The sequence below is a fragment of the Giesbergeria anulus genome (genome assembly GCF_900111115.1).
Lineage (GTDB): Bacteria > Pseudomonadota > Gammaproteobacteria > Burkholderiales > Burkholderiaceae_C > Simplicispira > Simplicispira anulus.
The window spans coordinates 117,153-131,858 of sequence record NZ_FOGD01000006.1 but is presented as its reverse complement, the minus strand read 5'-3'; the positions used below and the strand labels follow the sequence as shown (position 1 = coordinate 131,858).

General features: G+C 56.4%; 21 protein-coding genes and 1 tRNA gene. 20 read left to right on the top strand and 2 right to left on the bottom strand.

The window, feature by feature from the left end:
- Positions 1-44: 44 nt before the first annotated feature.
- From rplN to BMX55_RS10465, 18 genes are all read left to right on the top strand, one after another.
- Positions 45-413: a 50S ribosomal protein L14 gene (gene rplN / locus BMX55_RS10550; protein WP_091457300.1), complete on the top strand. Its 369-nt coding sequence runs from the start codon at positions 45-47 to the stop codon at positions 411-413.
- A gap of 10 nt (positions 414-423) precedes the next feature.
- Positions 424-744 (top strand): 50S ribosomal protein L24, encoded by a 321-nt coding sequence (gene rplX / locus BMX55_RS10545; protein WP_091457168.1) that lies wholly within the window; start codon positions 424-426, stop codon positions 742-744.
- 10 nt (positions 745-754) lie between these two features.
- Entirely contained in the window at positions 755-1,294 is a 540-nt protein-coding gene (gene rplE / locus BMX55_RS10540; RefSeq protein WP_091457165.1) for a 50S ribosomal protein L5, read from the top strand.
- Positions 1,295-1,302: 8 nt separating this feature from the next.
- The gene (rpsN, locus tag BMX55_RS10535) at positions 1,303-1,608 is read left to right on the top strand and encodes a 30S ribosomal protein S14 (RefSeq protein WP_091457162.1); all 306 of its coding nucleotides are present in this window, start codon (positions 1,303-1,305) and stop codon (positions 1,606-1,608) included.
- A gap of 20 nt (positions 1,609-1,628) precedes the next feature.
- Positions 1,629-2,024: a 30S ribosomal protein S8 gene (rpsH, locus tag BMX55_RS10530; protein ID WP_091457160.1), complete on the top strand. Its 396-nt coding sequence runs from the start codon at positions 1,629-1,631 to the stop codon at positions 2,022-2,024.
- A 25-nt stretch (positions 2,025-2,049) separates the two neighbouring features.
- The gene (rplF, locus tag BMX55_RS10525) at positions 2,050-2,583 is read left to right on the top strand and encodes a 50S ribosomal protein L6 (RefSeq protein WP_091457157.1); all 534 of its coding nucleotides are present in this window, start codon (positions 2,050-2,052) and stop codon (positions 2,581-2,583) included.
- Between the two features lie 11 nt (positions 2,584-2,594).
- Positions 2,595-2,960, top strand: a complete 366-nt coding sequence (gene rplR, locus BMX55_RS10520; protein ID WP_091457154.1) for a 50S ribosomal protein L18 — start codon at positions 2,595-2,597, stop codon at positions 2,958-2,960.
- 17 nt (positions 2,961-2,977) lie between these two features.
- On the top strand, positions 2,978-3,496 hold the full coding sequence (gene rpsE, locus BMX55_RS10515; protein ID WP_091457151.1) for a 30S ribosomal protein S5: 519 nt from the start codon (positions 2,978-2,980) through the stop codon (positions 3,494-3,496).
- 14 nt (positions 3,497-3,510) lie between these two features.
- Positions 3,511-3,693 carry a 50S ribosomal protein L30 gene (gene rpmD, locus BMX55_RS10510; protein WP_091457148.1) on the top strand — a complete coding sequence of 61 codons (183 nt, stop codon included), beginning with the start codon at positions 3,511-3,513 and terminating at the stop codon, positions 3,691-3,693.
- Positions 3,694-3,703: 10 nt separating this feature from the next.
- Positions 3,704-4,135, top strand: coding sequence for a 50S ribosomal protein L15 (gene rplO / locus BMX55_RS10505; RefSeq protein ID WP_091457145.1), 432 nt, complete (start codon positions 3,704-3,706; stop codon positions 4,133-4,135).
- A 22-nt stretch (positions 4,136-4,157) separates the two neighbouring features.
- A complete protein-coding gene (secY, locus tag BMX55_RS10500; RefSeq protein WP_091457143.1) occupies positions 4,158-5,477 on the top strand; it encodes a preprotein translocase subunit SecY in 1,320 nt (439 codons plus the stop codon).
- A gap of 56 nt (positions 5,478-5,533) precedes the next feature.
- Entirely contained in the window at positions 5,534-5,647 is a 114-nt protein-coding gene (rpmJ, locus tag BMX55_RS10495; RefSeq protein WP_011793797.1) for a 50S ribosomal protein L36, read from the top strand.
- 23 nt (positions 5,648-5,670) lie between these two features.
- Positions 5,671-6,036 (top strand): 30S ribosomal protein S13, encoded by a 366-nt coding sequence (gene rpsM, locus BMX55_RS10490; RefSeq protein ID WP_091457140.1) that lies wholly within the window; start codon positions 5,671-5,673, stop codon positions 6,034-6,036.
- A gap of 18 nt (positions 6,037-6,054) precedes the next feature.
- Positions 6,055-6,459, top strand: a complete 405-nt coding sequence (gene rpsK, locus BMX55_RS10485) for a 30S ribosomal protein S11 (protein ID WP_091457136.1) — start codon at positions 6,055-6,057, stop codon at positions 6,457-6,459.
- A gap of 94 nt (positions 6,460-6,553) precedes the next feature.
- Positions 6,554-7,177, top strand: a complete 624-nt coding sequence (gene rpsD / locus BMX55_RS10480; RefSeq protein WP_091457133.1) for a 30S ribosomal protein S4 — start codon at positions 6,554-6,556, stop codon at positions 7,175-7,177.
- Between the two features lie 110 nt (positions 7,178-7,287).
- The gene (locus tag BMX55_RS10475) at positions 7,288-8,283 is read left to right on the top strand and encodes a DNA-directed RNA polymerase subunit alpha (protein WP_091457131.1); all 996 of its coding nucleotides are present in this window, start codon (positions 7,288-7,290) and stop codon (positions 8,281-8,283) included.
- A gap of 97 nt (positions 8,284-8,380) precedes the next feature.
- Complete coding sequence (gene rplQ / locus BMX55_RS10470) at positions 8,381-8,779, top strand: 50S ribosomal protein L17 (RefSeq protein WP_091457128.1); 399 nt, start codon at positions 8,381-8,383, stop codon at positions 8,777-8,779.
- A 30-nt stretch (positions 8,780-8,809) separates the two neighbouring features.
- Positions 8,810-8,886: transfer RNA gene (locus BMX55_RS10465), tRNA-Met, on the top strand.
- Positions 8,887-9,057: 171 nt separating this feature from the next.
- On the opposite strand, the gene purT is transcribed toward BMX55_RS10465, so the two are convergent.
- The gene (purT, locus tag BMX55_RS10460; RefSeq protein ID WP_091457125.1) at positions 9,058-10,260 is read right to left on the bottom strand and encodes a formate-dependent phosphoribosylglycinamide formyltransferase; all 1,203 of its coding nucleotides are present in this window, start codon (positions 10,258-10,260) and stop codon (positions 9,058-9,060) included.
- A 219-nt stretch (positions 10,261-10,479) separates the two neighbouring features.
- Between purT and BMX55_RS10455 the strand changes: the two genes are divergently transcribed.
- Positions 10,480-11,328, top strand: a complete 849-nt coding sequence (locus tag BMX55_RS10455) for a 3-hydroxybutyryl-CoA dehydrogenase (RefSeq protein ID WP_091457121.1) — start codon at positions 10,480-10,482, stop codon at positions 11,326-11,328.
- Positions 11,329-11,446: 118 nt separating this feature from the next.
- Entirely contained in the window at positions 11,447-12,472 is a 1,026-nt protein-coding gene (locus BMX55_RS10450) for a serine/threonine protein kinase (RefSeq protein ID WP_091457297.1), read from the top strand.
- 387 nt (positions 12,473-12,859) lie between these two features.
- On the opposite strand, the gene BMX55_RS10445 is transcribed toward BMX55_RS10450, so the two are convergent.
- On the bottom strand, positions 12,860-14,668 hold the full coding sequence (locus BMX55_RS10445; protein ID WP_245751382.1) for an MFS transporter: 1,809 nt from the start codon (positions 14,666-14,668) through the stop codon (positions 12,860-12,862).
- Positions 14,669-14,706: the final 38 nt, after the last annotated feature.

The window sequence follows — 14,706 nt, the reverse complement described above, 5'->3', positions numbered from 1 at the left end:
CTCTGGGGCTGTTGATCTTGTTGGTGCAAGTTGGGAATATTGAAATGATCCAAACAGAAACCCGGTTAGACGTTGCCGACAATACCGGCGCCAAGTCCGTCCTGTGCATTAAGGTGCTGGGCGGATCCAAGCGTCGCTATGCCAGTGTTGGCGATATCATCAAGGTGAGCATCAAGGAAGCCGCTCCACGTGGCCGCGTCAAAAAAGGCGAGGTTTACAGTGCCGTGGTCGTCCGTACCGCCAAGGGCATCCGCCGTGGCGATGGCTCGCTCGTCAAATTCGATGGCAACGCAGCAGTGTTGCTCAATTCCAAGCTGGAGCCCATCGGCACCCGCATCTTCGGGCCCGTGACGCGTGAACTGCGTACCGAGAAGTTCATGAAGATCGTGTCTCTGGCTCCTGAAGTTCTCTAAGGACGGCGCGATGAACAAGATTCGCAAGGGCGACGAAGTCGTCGTACTCACCGGGCGCGACAAAGGCAAGCGCGGCACCGTAACGCTGCGCGCTGATGACTCCCACCTGGTGGTCGAAGGCATCAACCTGGTCAAAAAGCACGTCAAGCCCAACCCCATGAAGGGTTCGACTGGCGGCATCGTTGACAAGGCCATGCCTATTCACCAGTCCAATGTGGCCATTTTCAATGCCGCCACTGGTAAGGCTGATCGCGTTGGCATCAAGCTGCAAGCAGACGGCAAGCACGTTCGCGTGTTCAAGTCCAGCGGCGCTGAAATCAAGACGGCCTAAGGGGTAAAACATGGCACGACTCCAAAAAATCTACCGCGAAAAGCTCGCTCCCGAACTGATGAAGCAGTTCGGCTACACCTCGCCTATGCAGGTGCCGCGTCTGACCAAGATCACACTCAACATGGGTGTGAGCGAGGCCGTCGCCGACAAGAAGGTCATGGATAACGCCGTGGCCGACCTGACCAAGATCGCTGGCCAAAAGCCTGTGGTCACCAAGGCCAAGAAGGCTATCGCCGGTTTCAAGATCCGCGAAGGCCAAGCCATTGGTTGCATGGTCACTCTGCGCGGCGTGCAGATGTACGAATTCTTGGATCGCTTTGTCACCGTGGCCCTGCCCCGCGTGCGTGACTTCCGGGGTATCTCCGGTCGTGCGTTCGATGGCCGTGGCAACTACAACATCGGCGTCAAAGAACAGATCATCTTCCCTGAAATTGAGTACGACAAGGTCGATGCCCTGCGCGGTCTCAATATCAGCATCACCACAACGGCCAAATCCGACGAAGAGTGCAAGGCACTGCTGACCGGTTTCCGTTTCCCCTTCAAGAACTGAGGCGGCGTATGGCAAAACAAGCTTTGATCCAGCGCGAACTCAAGCGCGATAAACTGGTGGCCAAATACGCCGCCAAGCACGCCGAACTCAAGGCCATCGCCTCTGACGTCAAGCGCAGCGATGAAGAGCGTGATGCAGCCCGTCTGGGTCTGCAAAAGCTCCCACGCAACGCCAACCCCACGCGCCAGCGCAACCGTTGCGAAATCACCGGTCGCCCCCGTGGTACTTTCCGTCAATTCGGCTTGGCTCGCGCCAAGATCCGCGAACTGGCTTTTGCAGGCGACATCCCCGGTGTCACCAAGGCCAGCTGGTAAGCAGGCAGGAGAGATACAACATGAGCATGAGTGATCCCATCGCTGACTTGCTGACCCGCATCCGCAATGCCCAAATGGTTTCCAAAGCCACGGTGAACGTGCCTTCTTCCAAAGTGAAGATCGCCATCACCCAAGTGCTGAAGGACGAGGGTTACATTGACGGTTTCGAGGTCAAGACCGAAGCCGGCAAATCCGAACTCCAAATCGCCCTCAAGTACTACGCTGGCCGTCCGGTCATTGAGCGTATCGAACGCGTCAGCCGTCCCGGCCTGCGCGTGTACAAAGGCCGCGATGCCATCCCCCAGGTCATGAATGGCCTCGGCGTGGCCATTGTCACCACACCCAAGGGCGTGATGACCGACCGCAAGGCGCGTGCTACCGGTGTCGGTGGCGAAGTGCTTTGCTACGTGGCTTAAGCCGTGACATTGAGGAGAAACTGAAATGTCCCGTGTAGCAAAATCGCCGGTCGTCATCCCCGCAGGTGTGGATGTATCGATCAAAGACGACCAAATCAACGTTAAAGGCGCTGGTGGTAGCTTGGCCCTGACCCAGAATGCTCTGGTCAAGATTGTCAGCGCCGACGGCAAGCTCACCTTTGAGCCTGCCAACGCCTCCCGTGAAGCCGACGCCATGAGCGGCACTTTCCGCCAGTTGGTTAACAACATGGTGGTTGGTGTCAGCAAAGGCTTCGAAAAGAAGCTGACTCTGATTGGTGTGGGTTACAAAGCCCAAGCCACTGGCAACAAGCTGAACCTGGCTGTGGGTTACTCCCACCCCGTCAATTTTGACATGCCTGCCGGTATTACCGTGGCTACTCCTACTGCGACTGAAATCGTGATCAAGGGTGCCGACCGTCAGCGCGTAGGTCAAATTGCTGCTGAGATCCGTGCCGTTCGTCCACCTGAGCCCTACAAGGGCAAAGGTATCCGCTATGCGGACGAAACCGTCGCGATCAAAGAGACCAAGAAGAAATAAGGAGCTGCAATATGTTGACCAAGAAAGAGCAGCGTCTTCGTCGTGCCCGCCAGACCCGCATCCGCATTGCACAGCAAGGCATTGCCCGTCTGTCGGTAAACCGTACGAACCTCCATATTTACGCTACCGTGGTTTCCGGCGACGGTACCACAGTGCTGGCCAGCGCTTCCACTGCCGAAGCCGAAGTGCGCACTGCACTGGGTGGTTCTGGCAAGGGTGGCAATGTCACTGCAGCCCAAGTCATCGGCAAGCGCATTGCTGAAAAGGCCAAGGCCGCAGGCGTCGAAAAAGTTGCATTTGATCGCGCAGGGTTCGCCTACCACGGTCGCGTCAAGGCCCTGGCCGACGCAGCCCGTGAAGCAGGTCTGCAGTTCTAAGCGGAACGGAATACAAAATGGCTAAATTTCAACCCCGAGTGCAAGACGAAGGCCGCGACGACGGACTGCGCGAGAAGATGATCGCGGTCAACCGCGTCACCAAAGTGGTCAAGGGCGGTCGTATCCTCGGCTTTGCTGCACTGACCGTGGTCGGTGATGGCGATGGTCGCGTCGGCATGGGCAAGGGTAAATCCAAAGAAGTGCCCGCTGCAGTGCAGAAGGCTATGGAAGAAGCCCGTCGCAACATGGTCAAAGTGTCGTTGAAAAACGGCACCATCCACCATCAAGTGACAGGCCAGCACGGCGCAGCTTCTGTGATGATGGCACCGGCCCCCAAGGGTACCGGTATCATTGCTGGCGGCCCAATGCGTGCTGTGTTCGAAGTGATGGGTATGACCGACATTGTGGCTAAGAGCCACGGTTCGTCCAATCCTTACAACATGGTTCGTGCCACTTTTGATGCGCTCACCAACTCCACCACTCCCGGTGCAGTGGCAGCCAAGCGCGGCAAGTCGGTCGAAGACCTCTTCGTCTGACAGGAGCTTTGACGATGTCTACACAACAAACCGTGAAAATCCAGCTGGTTCGCAGCCCGATTGGCACGAAAGAATCCCACCGCGCCACCGTGCGTGGTCTGGGCCTGCGCAAGCTCAACAGTGTCAGCGAATTGCAAGACACTCCAGAAGTGCGCGGCATGATTAACAAGATCAGTTATCTGGTCAAAATCGTCTGAAAGGTTGATGATGGAACTCAATAGCATCAAGCCCGCAGACGGATCCAAGCACGCCAAGCGTCGCGTCGGTCGGGGCATTGGCTCCGGTCTGGGCAAGACGGCAGGCCGTGGTCACAAGGGTCAAAAATCGCGTTCGGGTGGTTACCACAAGGTCGGTTTTGAAGGCGGTCAAATGCCTTTGCAACGTCGTCTGCCCAAGCGTGGCTTCAAGTCCCTGACTTTGCGCTTCAACGCCGAAATCACACTGAGCGATCTGGCCCGTCTGGGTCTGGCCGAAGTGGATCAATTGGTCCTCAAGCAAGCTGGTCTGATCAATGATCTGACCCGCACGGTCAAAGTGATCCAAAGCGGCGCTATTACTACGGCAGTCAAGCTCAGCGGTGTGCTGGCTACGGCTGGTGCCAAAGCAGCTATTGAAGCTGCTGGTGGCAGCGTAGCCTAACGCTTGCCTGAAGGAAAAAGCTGTGGCTACTAACACTGCTTCCGTGGCAAAAACTGGTAAGTTCGGCGATTTGCGTCGTCGGCTGGTTTTTCTCTTGTTGGCGTTGGTGGTGTACCGGATCGGAGCGCATATTCCTGTTCCTGGTATTGATCCAACCCAGCTACAGCAGCTGTTCAATAGCCAGCAGGGCGGCATCCTGAACCTGTTTAACATGTTCTCGGGTGGTGCCTTGTCCCGCTTCACGGTGTTTGCACTGGGGATCATGCCGTACATCTCGGCGTCGATCATCATGCAGCTGATGGGCTACGCGGTACCTGCCTTCGAACAGATGAAAAAAGAGGGCGAAGCAGGTCGCCGCAAGATCACGCAATATACCCGGTATGGCACCCTAGGCTTGGCCATTTTCCAGTCGCTCGGCATTGCTGTAGCTTTGGAAAGTTCGGCTGGCTTGGTGTTGTCCCCTGGTTTTGGTTTCCGCATGACGGCGGTGGTCAGTTTGACTGCTGGTACCATGTTCCTGATGTGGCTGGGTGAGCAAATCACTGAGCGCGGTTTGGGCAATGGTATTTCCATCCTGATCTTTGCTGGTATTGCAGCCGGTTTGCCCGGTTCAATCGGTGGTTTGCTGGAGTTAGTGCGCACCGGTGCCATGAGCATCATTGCTGCGATCATCATTGTGTTGCTGGTGGCGTTGGTCACCTACTTCGTGGTGTTTGTGGAGCGTGGGCAGCGCAAAATTCTAGTCAACTATGCCCGGCGTCAGGTGGGCAACAAGGTGTATGGTGGTCAGTCTTCGCACTTGCCACTGAAGTTGAACATGGCTGGTGTTATTCCACCCATCTTTGCTTCTTCCATCATTTTGCTGCCGGCAACCATTGTGAACTGGTTCAGTGCGGGTGAGTCCATGCGCTGGCTCAAGGACATCGCAGGTACGCTGACCCCTGGTCAGCCCATCTATGTGATGTTCTATGCCACAGCCATTGTGTTTTTCTGCTTCTTCTATACGGCATTGGTATTTAACAGCCGCGAAACAGCAGACAACCTCAAGAAAAGCGGCGCATTTATTCCTGGTATTCGACCTGGTGAACAAACAGCACGTTACATCGACAAGATTTTGCTGCGCCTGACACTGATCGGTGCTGTCTATATCACCTTTGTTTGCTTGCTGCCGGAATTTCTGATTCTGAAATACAACGTTCCTTTTTACTTCGGTGGCACATCGTTGCTGATTATTGTGGTGGTCACTATGGACTTTATGGCCCAAGTGCAAAACTACCTCATGTCGCAGCAGTATGAGTCTCTGCTGAAAAAAGCCAACTTCAAAGCAGGTTCAGGTATTTGAGTCTTGTGTTTCATACCAAGCTGGTTTGGAAGCGCGAAAAGTTTTAGGAGAATGAAATGAGAGTTTCTGCTTCGGTCAAAAAAATCTGCCGTAATTGCAAAATCATCCGCCGCAAGGGTGTGGTGCGTGTGATTTGCACTGACATGCGCCACAAGCAGCGTCAGGGTTGATGAGAAAAGTATAGAGGACGCATATGGCACGTATCGCTGGTATCAATATTCCGCCACATCAGCATGCTGAAATTGGCTTGACCGCCATTTATGGCATCGGTCGCACACGCGCACGCAAGATTTGCGAAGCTTGTGACATCGCTTACTCCAAAAAGATCAAAGATCTGACGGACGGCGACCTTGAAAAGATTCGCGACCAGATCGCACAGTTCACCATTGAAGGTGATCTGCGCCGTGAAACGACGATGAACATCAAGCGTCTGATGGACATCGGTTGCTATCGGGGATTCCGCCATCGTCGCGGTCTGCCGATGCGTGGTCAGCGCACGCGCACCAACGCCCGCACCCGTAAGGGTCCGCGCAAGGGCGCAGCGGCACTGAAGAAATAAAGAGATTGAAAGATCAATATGGCTAAATCTCCTGCCAACAACGCATCTCAGCGTGTTCGTAAAAAAGTTCGTAAGAACGTTTCGGACGGCATTGCCCACGTGCACGCGTCGTTCAACAACACCATCATCACGATCACCGATCGCCAAGGTAATGCTCTGTCTTGGGCATCCTCTGGTGGCCAAGGCTTCAAGGGTTCACGCAAATCGACTCCCTTTGCTGCTCAGGTCGCTTCGGAAATGGCTGGCCGTGCCGCCATTGAACAAGGTATCAAGAACCTGGACGTCGAGATCAAGGGCCCCGGCCCCGGTCGTGAGTCTTCGGTGCGCGCCTTGGGCGCTTTGGGTATCCGTATCACTTCCATCTCGGACGTGACACCGGTGCCGCACAATGGCTGCCGTCCGCAAAAACGCCGTCGCATCTAATTTATTAAAAGCCCACCGCCGCCTGCGCTGCCTTGCAGCGTTTCAGGCGGCTCCCGCAATGTACTTGCGGCAGATGACATAAAAGGAAGTTCTCGTGGCACGTTACCTCGGCCCCAAGGCCAAACTCTCCCGCCGTGAAGGCACCGACCTGTTCCTCAAGAGCGCACGTCGCTCCATTGCGGACAAGGCCAAGTTTGATTCCAAGCCCGGTCAGCACGGCCGCACCTCCGGTGCCCGTACCTCCGACTTCGGCCTGCAACTGCGCGAAAAGCAGAAGGTCAAGCGCATGTATGGCGTGATGGAAAAGCAATTCCGCCGCTATTTTGCTGCTGCTGATGGCCGTAAGGGCAACACCGGCGCTAACCTGCTGAGCTTGCTCGAATCGCGTTTGGACAATGTGGTCTATCGCATGGGTTTCGGTTCTACCCGCGCTGAAGCACGCCAGTTGGTGTCGCACAAGGCGATCACGGTGAACGGTCAGTCGGTGAACATCCCCTCTTACTTGGTCAAGGCCGGTGATGTGGTGGCAGTGCGTGAAAAGTCGAAGAAGCAAAATCGCATTGTTGAAGCCCTGCAACTGGCCCAACAAGTGGGTTTCCCCGCTTGGGTAGAAGTGAGTTTGGACAAGGCCGAGGGCGTGTTCAAGAAGACTCCGGACCGCGATGAGTTCGGTGCTGACATCAACGAATCTCTGATCGTTGAATTGTATTCGCGCTAATCGCTCTGCGATATAGTTGAAAACCGTACCTGAACCGCGAGGCATCGCGGTTTAGGCGCTTCACCAGCCTTACCGGTGTAACGAGCTGGGGGTATTGAGAGGAAGTCTGCATGCAAACCAATTTGCTGAAACCCAAGGCGATTAATGTCGAGCAACTCGGGCACAACCGTGCCAAGGTAGTGCTCGAACCGTTCGAACGTGGCTATGGCCACACGCTGGGCAACGCCCTGCGGCGCGTTCTACTCTCGTCGATGGTGGGTTATGCAGCGACAGAAGTGACCATTGCTGGGGTGCTGCACGAGTACTCGTCCATTGATGGCGTGCAAGAAGATGTGGTCAACATCCTTCTGAACCTCAAGGGCGTTGTCTTCATGTTGCACAACCGCGATGAAGTGACCCTGAGCCTGCGCAAAGACGGTGAAGGCGTAGTGACGGCGCGCGACATCCAAACGCCGCATGACGTAGAAATCATCAACCCTGACCATGTGATTGCCCATCTGTCGCAAGGCGGCAAGTTGGACATGCAGATCAAGGTAGAAAAAGGCCGTGGCTATGTGCCCGGCACCATGCGCCGCTATGCCGATGAGCCTACCAAGAGCATTGGCCGTATTGTGCTGGATGCCTCTTTCTCTCCGGTCAAGCGTGTCAGCTACACCGTCGAGAGCGCCCGCGTTGAGCAGCGCACCGATCTGGATAAGCTGGTGGTCGAAATCGAAACCAACGGTGCTATCACCGCCGAAGATGCAGTGCGCAAGTCGGCACGTATCTTGGTGGAACAACTGGCGGTGTTTGCCCAACTTGACGGCGGCGAGCTGCCTGGTTTGGGTGAAGTCTCTGGTGGTGGTCGCAGCAGTGCGAGCTTCGATCCGATTCTGTTGCGTCCGGTCGATGAGCTTGAACTCACTGTGCGTTCGGCCAACTGCCTCAAAGCAGAAAACATTTACTACATCGGCGACCTGATCCAGCGTACCGAGAACGAATTGCTCAAGACCCCCAATCTGGGTCGCAAATCGCTCAACGAAATCAAGGAAGTGCTGGCTTCGCGCGGCCTGACCTTGGGCATGAAGCTGGAAAACTGGCCACCGGCTGGTTTGGACAAGCGTTAAGCTGCCGCTATAATTTCGGGCCCCAGCAAGGGGCAGTGCCTCGGGCAGTACCTGATACGGCTGCCCGATTTAATTTGTATCAATAAGGAAAAGCACCATGCGCCACGGAAACGGCCTTCGCAAACTCAACCGCACTTCTTCGCACCGCCTCGCGATGCTGCGCAACATGATGAACTCGCTCATCGAGCATGAGGCCATCAAGACCACCGTGCCCAAGGCCAAAGAACTGCGCCGCGTGGTCGAACCCATGATTACTCTGGCCAAGGTAGACACCGTGGCCAACCGCCGTTTGGCTTTTGACCGCCTGCGTGACCGTGACAGCGTGACCAAGCTGTTCAACGTGCTGGGCCCCCGTTTCAACACCCGTCCCGGTGGTTACACCCGCATCTTGAAGATGGGTTTCCGCGTTGGTGACAATGCGCCTATGGCCTTGGTGGAACTGGTGGAACGCACTGATGTGGCCGCTGCCGAAAATAATTCTTCCGAAGCTGCGTAAAAGCGCTAATAAATCGGGTTATAATTAAAGCGCGCGATGGAGCAGTCTGGTAGCTCGTTGGGCTCATAACCCAAAGGTCGAAGGTTCAAATCCTTCTCGCGCAACCAAATATTTAAAAGTCCATCTTGTGTGGGCTTTTTTTTGTCCAAAAAATACCGAAAGCGTAGCGCGCTGAACCAAAGTCAGCAGGCAACGGTATTGCGCACAGTCATTGCGCGCAGCACCGCTGTGAAGCAGGCGCTGAGATGCAGCGATATTTTTAACGCAAGTGCTGCTGTTTACACCCGGCGCGGCTGCACTTTGCTTGCGGCTAACTTGGCGTTGTGACGGGCGGTATCGATATCGGTAGCACGGGCCAGCGCCACGCCCATGCGGCGCTTGGCAAAGCTTTCGGGTTTGCCAAACAGGCGCAAGTCGGTGCCTGGTACGCGCAGTGCCTCATCTACTCCGTCAAATACGATGCCGCTGGCTTCCATACCACCGTAAATCACGGCGCTGGCACCGGGATTGCGCAGGCTGGCATCTACTGGCAGGCCCAGAATGGCTCGGGCGTGCAATTCAAATTCGCTCTGGTGTTGGGTGCAGAGGGTGACGAGGCCTGTGTCGTGCGGGCGCGGGCTAACTTCGCTGAACCAGACCTGCTCGCCTTGCACAAACAATTCAACGCCAAACAGACCCTGACCGCCCAAATTGTCGGTGACGGTTTTGGCAATGTGGCGCGCTTTTTCTAGCGCAGCGGGGTGCATGGGGTGTGGCTGCCAGCTTTCGACATAGTCGCCACTGACCTGCACATGGCCGATAGGGTCGCAAAAATGGGTTTCTACCTGGCCTTCGGCACCCAAGGCACGTACGGTGAGTTGGGTGATTTCGTAATCAAAATCGATAAACCCTTCGACAATCACGCGGCCGTGGCTGACACGGCCACCGGCCATGGCGTAGTCCCAAGCTTTTTGCACATCTTGTGGGCCGTCGATTTTGCTTTGGCCCTTGCCAGAGCTGCTCATGACCGGCTTGACGACGCAGGGGTAGCCAATACCGCCATCAATGGCAGCCTGCAACTCGGCCAAGGAATCACAAAACTGGTAGGGGCTGGTGGGTAGCCCCAGCGTTTCTGCTGCCAAGCGGCGGATGCCTTCGCGATCCATGGTCAGGCGGGCAGCGCGGGCGGTGGGGATGACGCGCACGACGCCTGCGGCTTCCAACTGCTCCAGCATGGGGGTGGCAATGGCCTCGATTTCGGGTACCACCAGATGGGGTTTTTCGGCCTCAATCAGGGCTTGTAATTGTGCCGGGTCGCTCATGGCGATAGTGCGGGTGTGGTGCGCTACCTGCTGGCCGGGGGCATGGTCGTAGCGGTCTACGGCAATGGTTTCTACGCCCAGCCGTTGCAAGGCGATGAGCACCTCTTTGCCCAGTTCGCCAGAGCCGAGCAGCATCACTTTGGTGGCGTGGGGAGACAGGGGGGTGCCAAGGGTGGTCATGAGAGAGACTTTCCAGAAGAATGGATCCAATAAAACGCAGTGGGCCGCGAGCTCGTAGAGACTTCAACGCACAGCAACTGGCTGCAACTTTAATGCAGAGCGCAAAATGATGGCAGTCCGTCATAGAACTTGGTTATGCTGTATTACCCGCAGCATGGGTGAGAGACACACACTCGCTACGGGCATCGCCTTTGTTCTACTTTGAAGAGGATTTTGTATATGAGTATCACCACTGTCGGCATCATCGGTGCCGGAACTATGGGCAACGGTATTGCACAAGTTTGCGCTGTTGCTGGCATCCATACCATTCTGGTAGACATCTCTGAGGCTGCTGTGCAAAAGGGCTTGGCCACCGTGGCGGGCAGCTTGGATCGTTTGGTGAAAAAGGAAAAGATTAGCGCCGCTGACAAAGACGCTATCTTGGCCCGTATCAAAACCAGCACCAGCTACGATGACCTGAACGCTGCACAACTGGTGATTGAAGCCGCCACCGAAAACCACGACATCAAGGTCAAGATTCTCAAGCAGGTCGATGCGCTGGTGGGGCCTGAAGTCATCATTGCCACCAACACCTCTTCTATTTCCATCACTGAGCTGGCTGCCACTACCAGCCGTGCTGAGAAATTTGTCGGTATGCACTTCTTTAATCCCGTGCCGATGATGGCGCTGGTGGAAGTGATCCGTGGCTTGCAAACTAGCGATGCTACCCACGCTGCGGTGCAAGAGCTGGCCAAGGTGCTGGGCAAGACACCGATTACCGTGAAAAACAACCCCGGTTTTGTCGTGAACCGCGTGTTGATTCCAATGATCAACGAAGCCTTCTTTGTGCTGGCCGAGGGCTTGGCTACGGCGGAAGACATCGACGCTGGTATGAAGCTGGGCTGCGGCCAGCCGATGGGGCCATTGGCGCTGGCTGACCTGATCGGTCTGGATGTTTGCTTGGCGATCATGGAAGTCTTCCTCGAAGGCTTTGGCGACAGCAAATACCGCCCCGCTCCGCTGCTCAAGGAAATGGTGGCTGCAGGCCGTTTGGGCCGCAAGACGGGCCAAGGCGTGTACAAGTACTGAGCGCCCGCTTGCGCTTGCCAATAGGGCTACACCCTGTTGGCTCCTGCCGGAATATACGTGTGTATATTCCGGCTTTTTTATGGCCCAAGGAGCGGCACATTGGTTGCACAATGGCCGTATGAATGCCTCCACCGCTCCTTTGGCCACACACCCTTTTTTCTCCTTGACGCCCGATGTGGTGCTCGATGCGCTGGCTAGCGTGGGCCTGTATGGTGATGGCCGCTTGATGGCGCTGTCTTCCTACGAAAACCGCGTCTACCAAGTCACCCTAGAAGACGGTAGCCGTGTGGTGGCCAAGTTTTATCGCCCTGAGCGTTGGAGCCATGCACAAATTTTGGAAGAACACGCCTTTGCTGCCGAGTTGATGCAGGCTGAGGTGCCCGCCGTCGGGCCGCTGTGTTTAGAGGGCCAAACTTTGCACCAATATGGCGGTTTTGCCTTCTCTGTCAGCCCTTGGCGGGGTGGCCGCCAGCCTGAGCTAGACGATTGGGAGGTGCTGGAGTGGCTGGGGCGTTTTATGGCACGTATCCACAACGTCGGGGCCGTGCGGCCTTTTGTGGCTCGGCCCTCCTTGGATGTGAGCACCTTTGGCACTGAGCCACAACATTGGTTGTTGGCACAAGAGGTGATTCCGTTGGATATGCAGTCAAGCTGGCGCGATGCCTGCGCACAGGCGCTGGCCCTGATAGCCAGCGGTGGCCCGCAAGGCTACCGGTTGCAAGATGCCAGCGTTTTGCGTCTGCATGGCGATTGCCACCCCGGCAACATTTTGTGGACGCCATTGGATGAATATGGGCGTGGTGGCCCGCATTTTGTTGATTTAGACGATGCGCGCATGGGGCCAGCGGTGCAAGATTTGTGGATGCTGCTGTCGGGGGATCGACGCCAGCGCACCGGGCAATTGAGCGCGCTGCTCGATGGCTATGAACAAATGCGCCCCTTTGACCGGCGTGAGCTGGCGCTGATCGAGCCGCTGCGCACGCTGCGCTTGATCCACTACAGTGCTTGGCTGGCGCGGCGCTGGCAAGATCCGATTTTTCCGATCAATTTTCCGTGGTTTGGCAGCAGCGACTATTGGCGCGGCCAAGTGGATATGTTGCACGAACAGATTGAGGCGATGCAGGAAGAACCCTTATCGGCTTAATAGTAATAATCTATAAGGTAGCAAATTGCATTTGCTTTATTTGATTTAGAGAGAAGCGTTTCCACGCTTTACGGGCCTTACGTTCCTAAAATCGAGAACCTGTTTCAACCCCTTCAGGCTTTACTACAGGATCAACACGTACCATCTGGACAGGTCAGATGCTCGCATAGAGCAAGATACGCATTGGGGTCACGGCGGTGAGTGACCTGTGGCCGATGGTCATAGTGGGTGCTGGCGTGGCTGCGGACATGCCCCATCCTGAACACCTGTTGCGTGTTGCTGATGCTGCCCTCTGTTGGGCTAAGGCTCAGGGGCGCAACTGCTGTTGTGCAGGCCCGACGGACTTGGCGTAACACCACAAGCAGTGGCCGCAGTGGCCGCAGTGGATCAGGGCCGCAGCGCGGCCAAGGCTTGGCGCAGCCTTTGCGGGTTGCAATCTGCTCCTGCCAACGCCGCACCTACCTGCAACTGCACCCGCCCCCAAGCAGTATGGGCCGGTTGGTGCAGGGCCAAAGGCACACAGGGCACGTCCAAACCCGCAGCACGGGCTTGCGCCAGCAAGTCTAGGCCGTCTTGTTCGCAGGCCACAGCCAGCAGATCGCCGCCCCGCAGCACCTGTAAGGCAGCGACTTGTGCCTGTTGGTGTGCCAGCGGGTTGTGTGATTCAGGCACGAGGGCAATGGCCTTGGATAGCCGCAGCAACCAGCCCCTGATAGGGTGACGCAACAGCGCAGGCTCGACGACAAAGCAGATGGGCCGGGGGCTGGCTGCCATCAGCAACAAGCGATCAGCAAAACTGGCATGGTTGCACACCAGTACAGCAGCACCGGTGGTGGGCAGGTGTTCATCGCCTGTGACCTTGAAGTGATAAACCAAGCGCGATAGCACCCACGCCATAAAGCGCAGCAGGTATTCTGGCACCAACAAAAAGATATAACCGGCCACCACCGCATTGGCCAAGCCGGTGGCTAAAAAGACTTCGGGCACTGTCCAGCCTGCGCCCAACAAGGCCCCGGCTAGCACCGAGCTGGCAATCATGAACAGGGCATTGAGGATGTTGTTGGCGGCAATGATGCGGGCGCGGTGTGTGGGTTGGCTGCGTATTTGGATCAGCGCGTACATGGGCACGCTGTATAAGCCAGCAAACAGACTGAGCAGCAGCAGGTCAAGCACGACCCGCCAATGGGCAGGTTGGGCGATAAAAGCAGCTACGCCCATTTGTGCTGCGGGCGGCAAGCTGTGCGCGGCGCTATACAAATCCACTGCAAAGACGCTCATGCCAATGGCCCCCAGCGGTACCAGCCCGATCTCGACATGGCGGCGCGACAGCACCTCGCACAGCAGTGAGCCGGTGCCAATACCTACCGAAAACACCACCAGCAGCAGCGAGGCGACATGGGCATCACCATGCAGTACATCGCGGGCAAAGCTAGGAAACTGTGCCAAAAACACCGCGCCAAAGAACCACATCCAACTGATGCCCAGCAAGGAGCGAAACACCACGATGTTGCCGTGCGCCAGCTTGAGGTTGCGCCAAGTCTCGCTAATGGGGTTCCAGTTGATGTGCAAATGCGGGTCGGTGGCAGGGGCGGCTGGAATGAACTGTGCCAGCCCGCGCCCCACCAGTGCCAGCCCCAAGCAGGCCAACGCCACTGTGGTCGGGCCAATGTTGGGCAAAGCTACCAACAGGCCGCCTGCCACATTGCCCAGCAAAATGGCGACAAACGTGCCCATCTCAATCATGCCGTTGCCGCCGGTCAGTTCGCGCTCGCTCAAGGCTTGGGGCAAATAAGCAAACTTGACTGGGCCAAATAGGGTGGAATGCACGCCCATTAAAAAAGTACACCCTAGCAGCACGGCCACACTGCCCGTCATAAAGCCCCAGCCCGCCAGCGCCATGATGGCAATTTCTAGGTTTTTGACAAAGCGGATGATGCGCGTTTTTTCCAACTTGTCGGTGAGCTGGCCTGCGGTGGCTGAGAGCAGCAAAAACGGCAGGATAAATAACGCCCCAATCACCAGCCCAGCCAGCGATGCGGGCAGCCAAGCCACCTGAAGCTGGTAAGTGACCAGCACGGTAAAGGCAAATTTGAACAGATTGTCATTGGCCGCACCAGCAAACTGCGTCCAAAAAAATGGCGCAAACCGGCGCTGGCGCAGCAGGGCAAACTGGTTGGGATGGTCAGGGTGGGGCATGGCAGAAGACTCGCAAGAGGATGGCATCCCAGATTGTG

What these genes read in the sequence shown, in the direction of transcription:
- rplN (WP_091457300.1), top strand. Translation starts at nt 45, where the DNA reads ATGATCCAAACAGAAACCCGGTTAGACGTTGCCGACAATACCGGCGCC.
- rplX (WP_091457168.1), top strand. Translation starts at nt 424, where the DNA reads ATGAACAAGATTCGCAAGGGCGACGAAGTCGTCGTACTCACCGGGCGC.
- rplE (WP_091457165.1), top strand. Translation starts at nt 755, where the DNA reads ATGGCACGACTCCAAAAAATCTACCGCGAAAAGCTCGCTCCCGAACTG.
- rpsN (WP_091457162.1), top strand. Translation starts at nt 1,303, where the DNA reads ATGGCAAAACAAGCTTTGATCCAGCGCGAACTCAAGCGCGATAAACTG.
- rpsH (WP_091457160.1), top strand. Translation starts at nt 1,629, where the DNA reads ATGAGCATGAGTGATCCCATCGCTGACTTGCTGACCCGCATCCGCAAT.
- rplF (WP_091457157.1), top strand. Translation starts at nt 2,050, where the DNA reads ATGTCCCGTGTAGCAAAATCGCCGGTCGTCATCCCCGCAGGTGTGGAT.
- rplR (WP_091457154.1), top strand. Translation starts at nt 2,595, where the DNA reads ATGTTGACCAAGAAAGAGCAGCGTCTTCGTCGTGCCCGCCAGACCCGC.
- rpsE (WP_091457151.1), top strand. Translation starts at nt 2,978, where the DNA reads ATGGCTAAATTTCAACCCCGAGTGCAAGACGAAGGCCGCGACGACGGA.
- rpmD (WP_091457148.1), top strand. Translation starts at nt 3,511, where the DNA reads ATGTCTACACAACAAACCGTGAAAATCCAGCTGGTTCGCAGCCCGATT.
- rplO (WP_091457145.1), top strand. Translation starts at nt 3,704, where the DNA reads ATGGAACTCAATAGCATCAAGCCCGCAGACGGATCCAAGCACGCCAAG.
- rpmJ (WP_011793797.1), top strand. Translation starts at nt 5,534, where the DNA reads ATGAGAGTTTCTGCTTCGGTCAAAAAAATCTGCCGTAATTGCAAAATC.
- rpsM (WP_091457140.1), top strand. Translation starts at nt 5,671, where the DNA reads ATGGCACGTATCGCTGGTATCAATATTCCGCCACATCAGCATGCTGAA.
- rpsK (WP_091457136.1), top strand. Translation starts at nt 6,055, where the DNA reads ATGGCTAAATCTCCTGCCAACAACGCATCTCAGCGTGTTCGTAAAAAA.
- BMX55_RS10475 (WP_091457131.1), top strand. Translation starts at nt 7,288, where the DNA reads ATGCAAACCAATTTGCTGAAACCCAAGGCGATTAATGTCGAGCAACTC.
- rplQ (WP_091457128.1), top strand. Translation starts at nt 8,381, where the DNA reads ATGCGCCACGGAAACGGCCTTCGCAAACTCAACCGCACTTCTTCGCAC.
- purT (WP_091457125.1), bottom strand. Translation starts at nt 10,260, where the DNA reads ATGACCACCCTTGGCACCCCCCTGTCTCCCCACGCCACCAAAGTGATG.
- BMX55_RS10455 (WP_091457121.1), top strand. Translation starts at nt 10,480, where the DNA reads ATGAGTATCACCACTGTCGGCATCATCGGTGCCGGAACTATGGGCAAC.
- BMX55_RS10450 (WP_091457297.1), top strand. Translation starts at nt 11,447, where the DNA reads ATGAATGCCTCCACCGCTCCTTTGGCCACACACCCTTTTTTCTCCTTG.
- BMX55_RS10445 (WP_245751382.1), bottom strand. Translation starts at nt 14,668, where the DNA reads ATGCCCCACCCTGACCATCCCAACCAGTTTGCCCTGCTGCGCCAGCGC.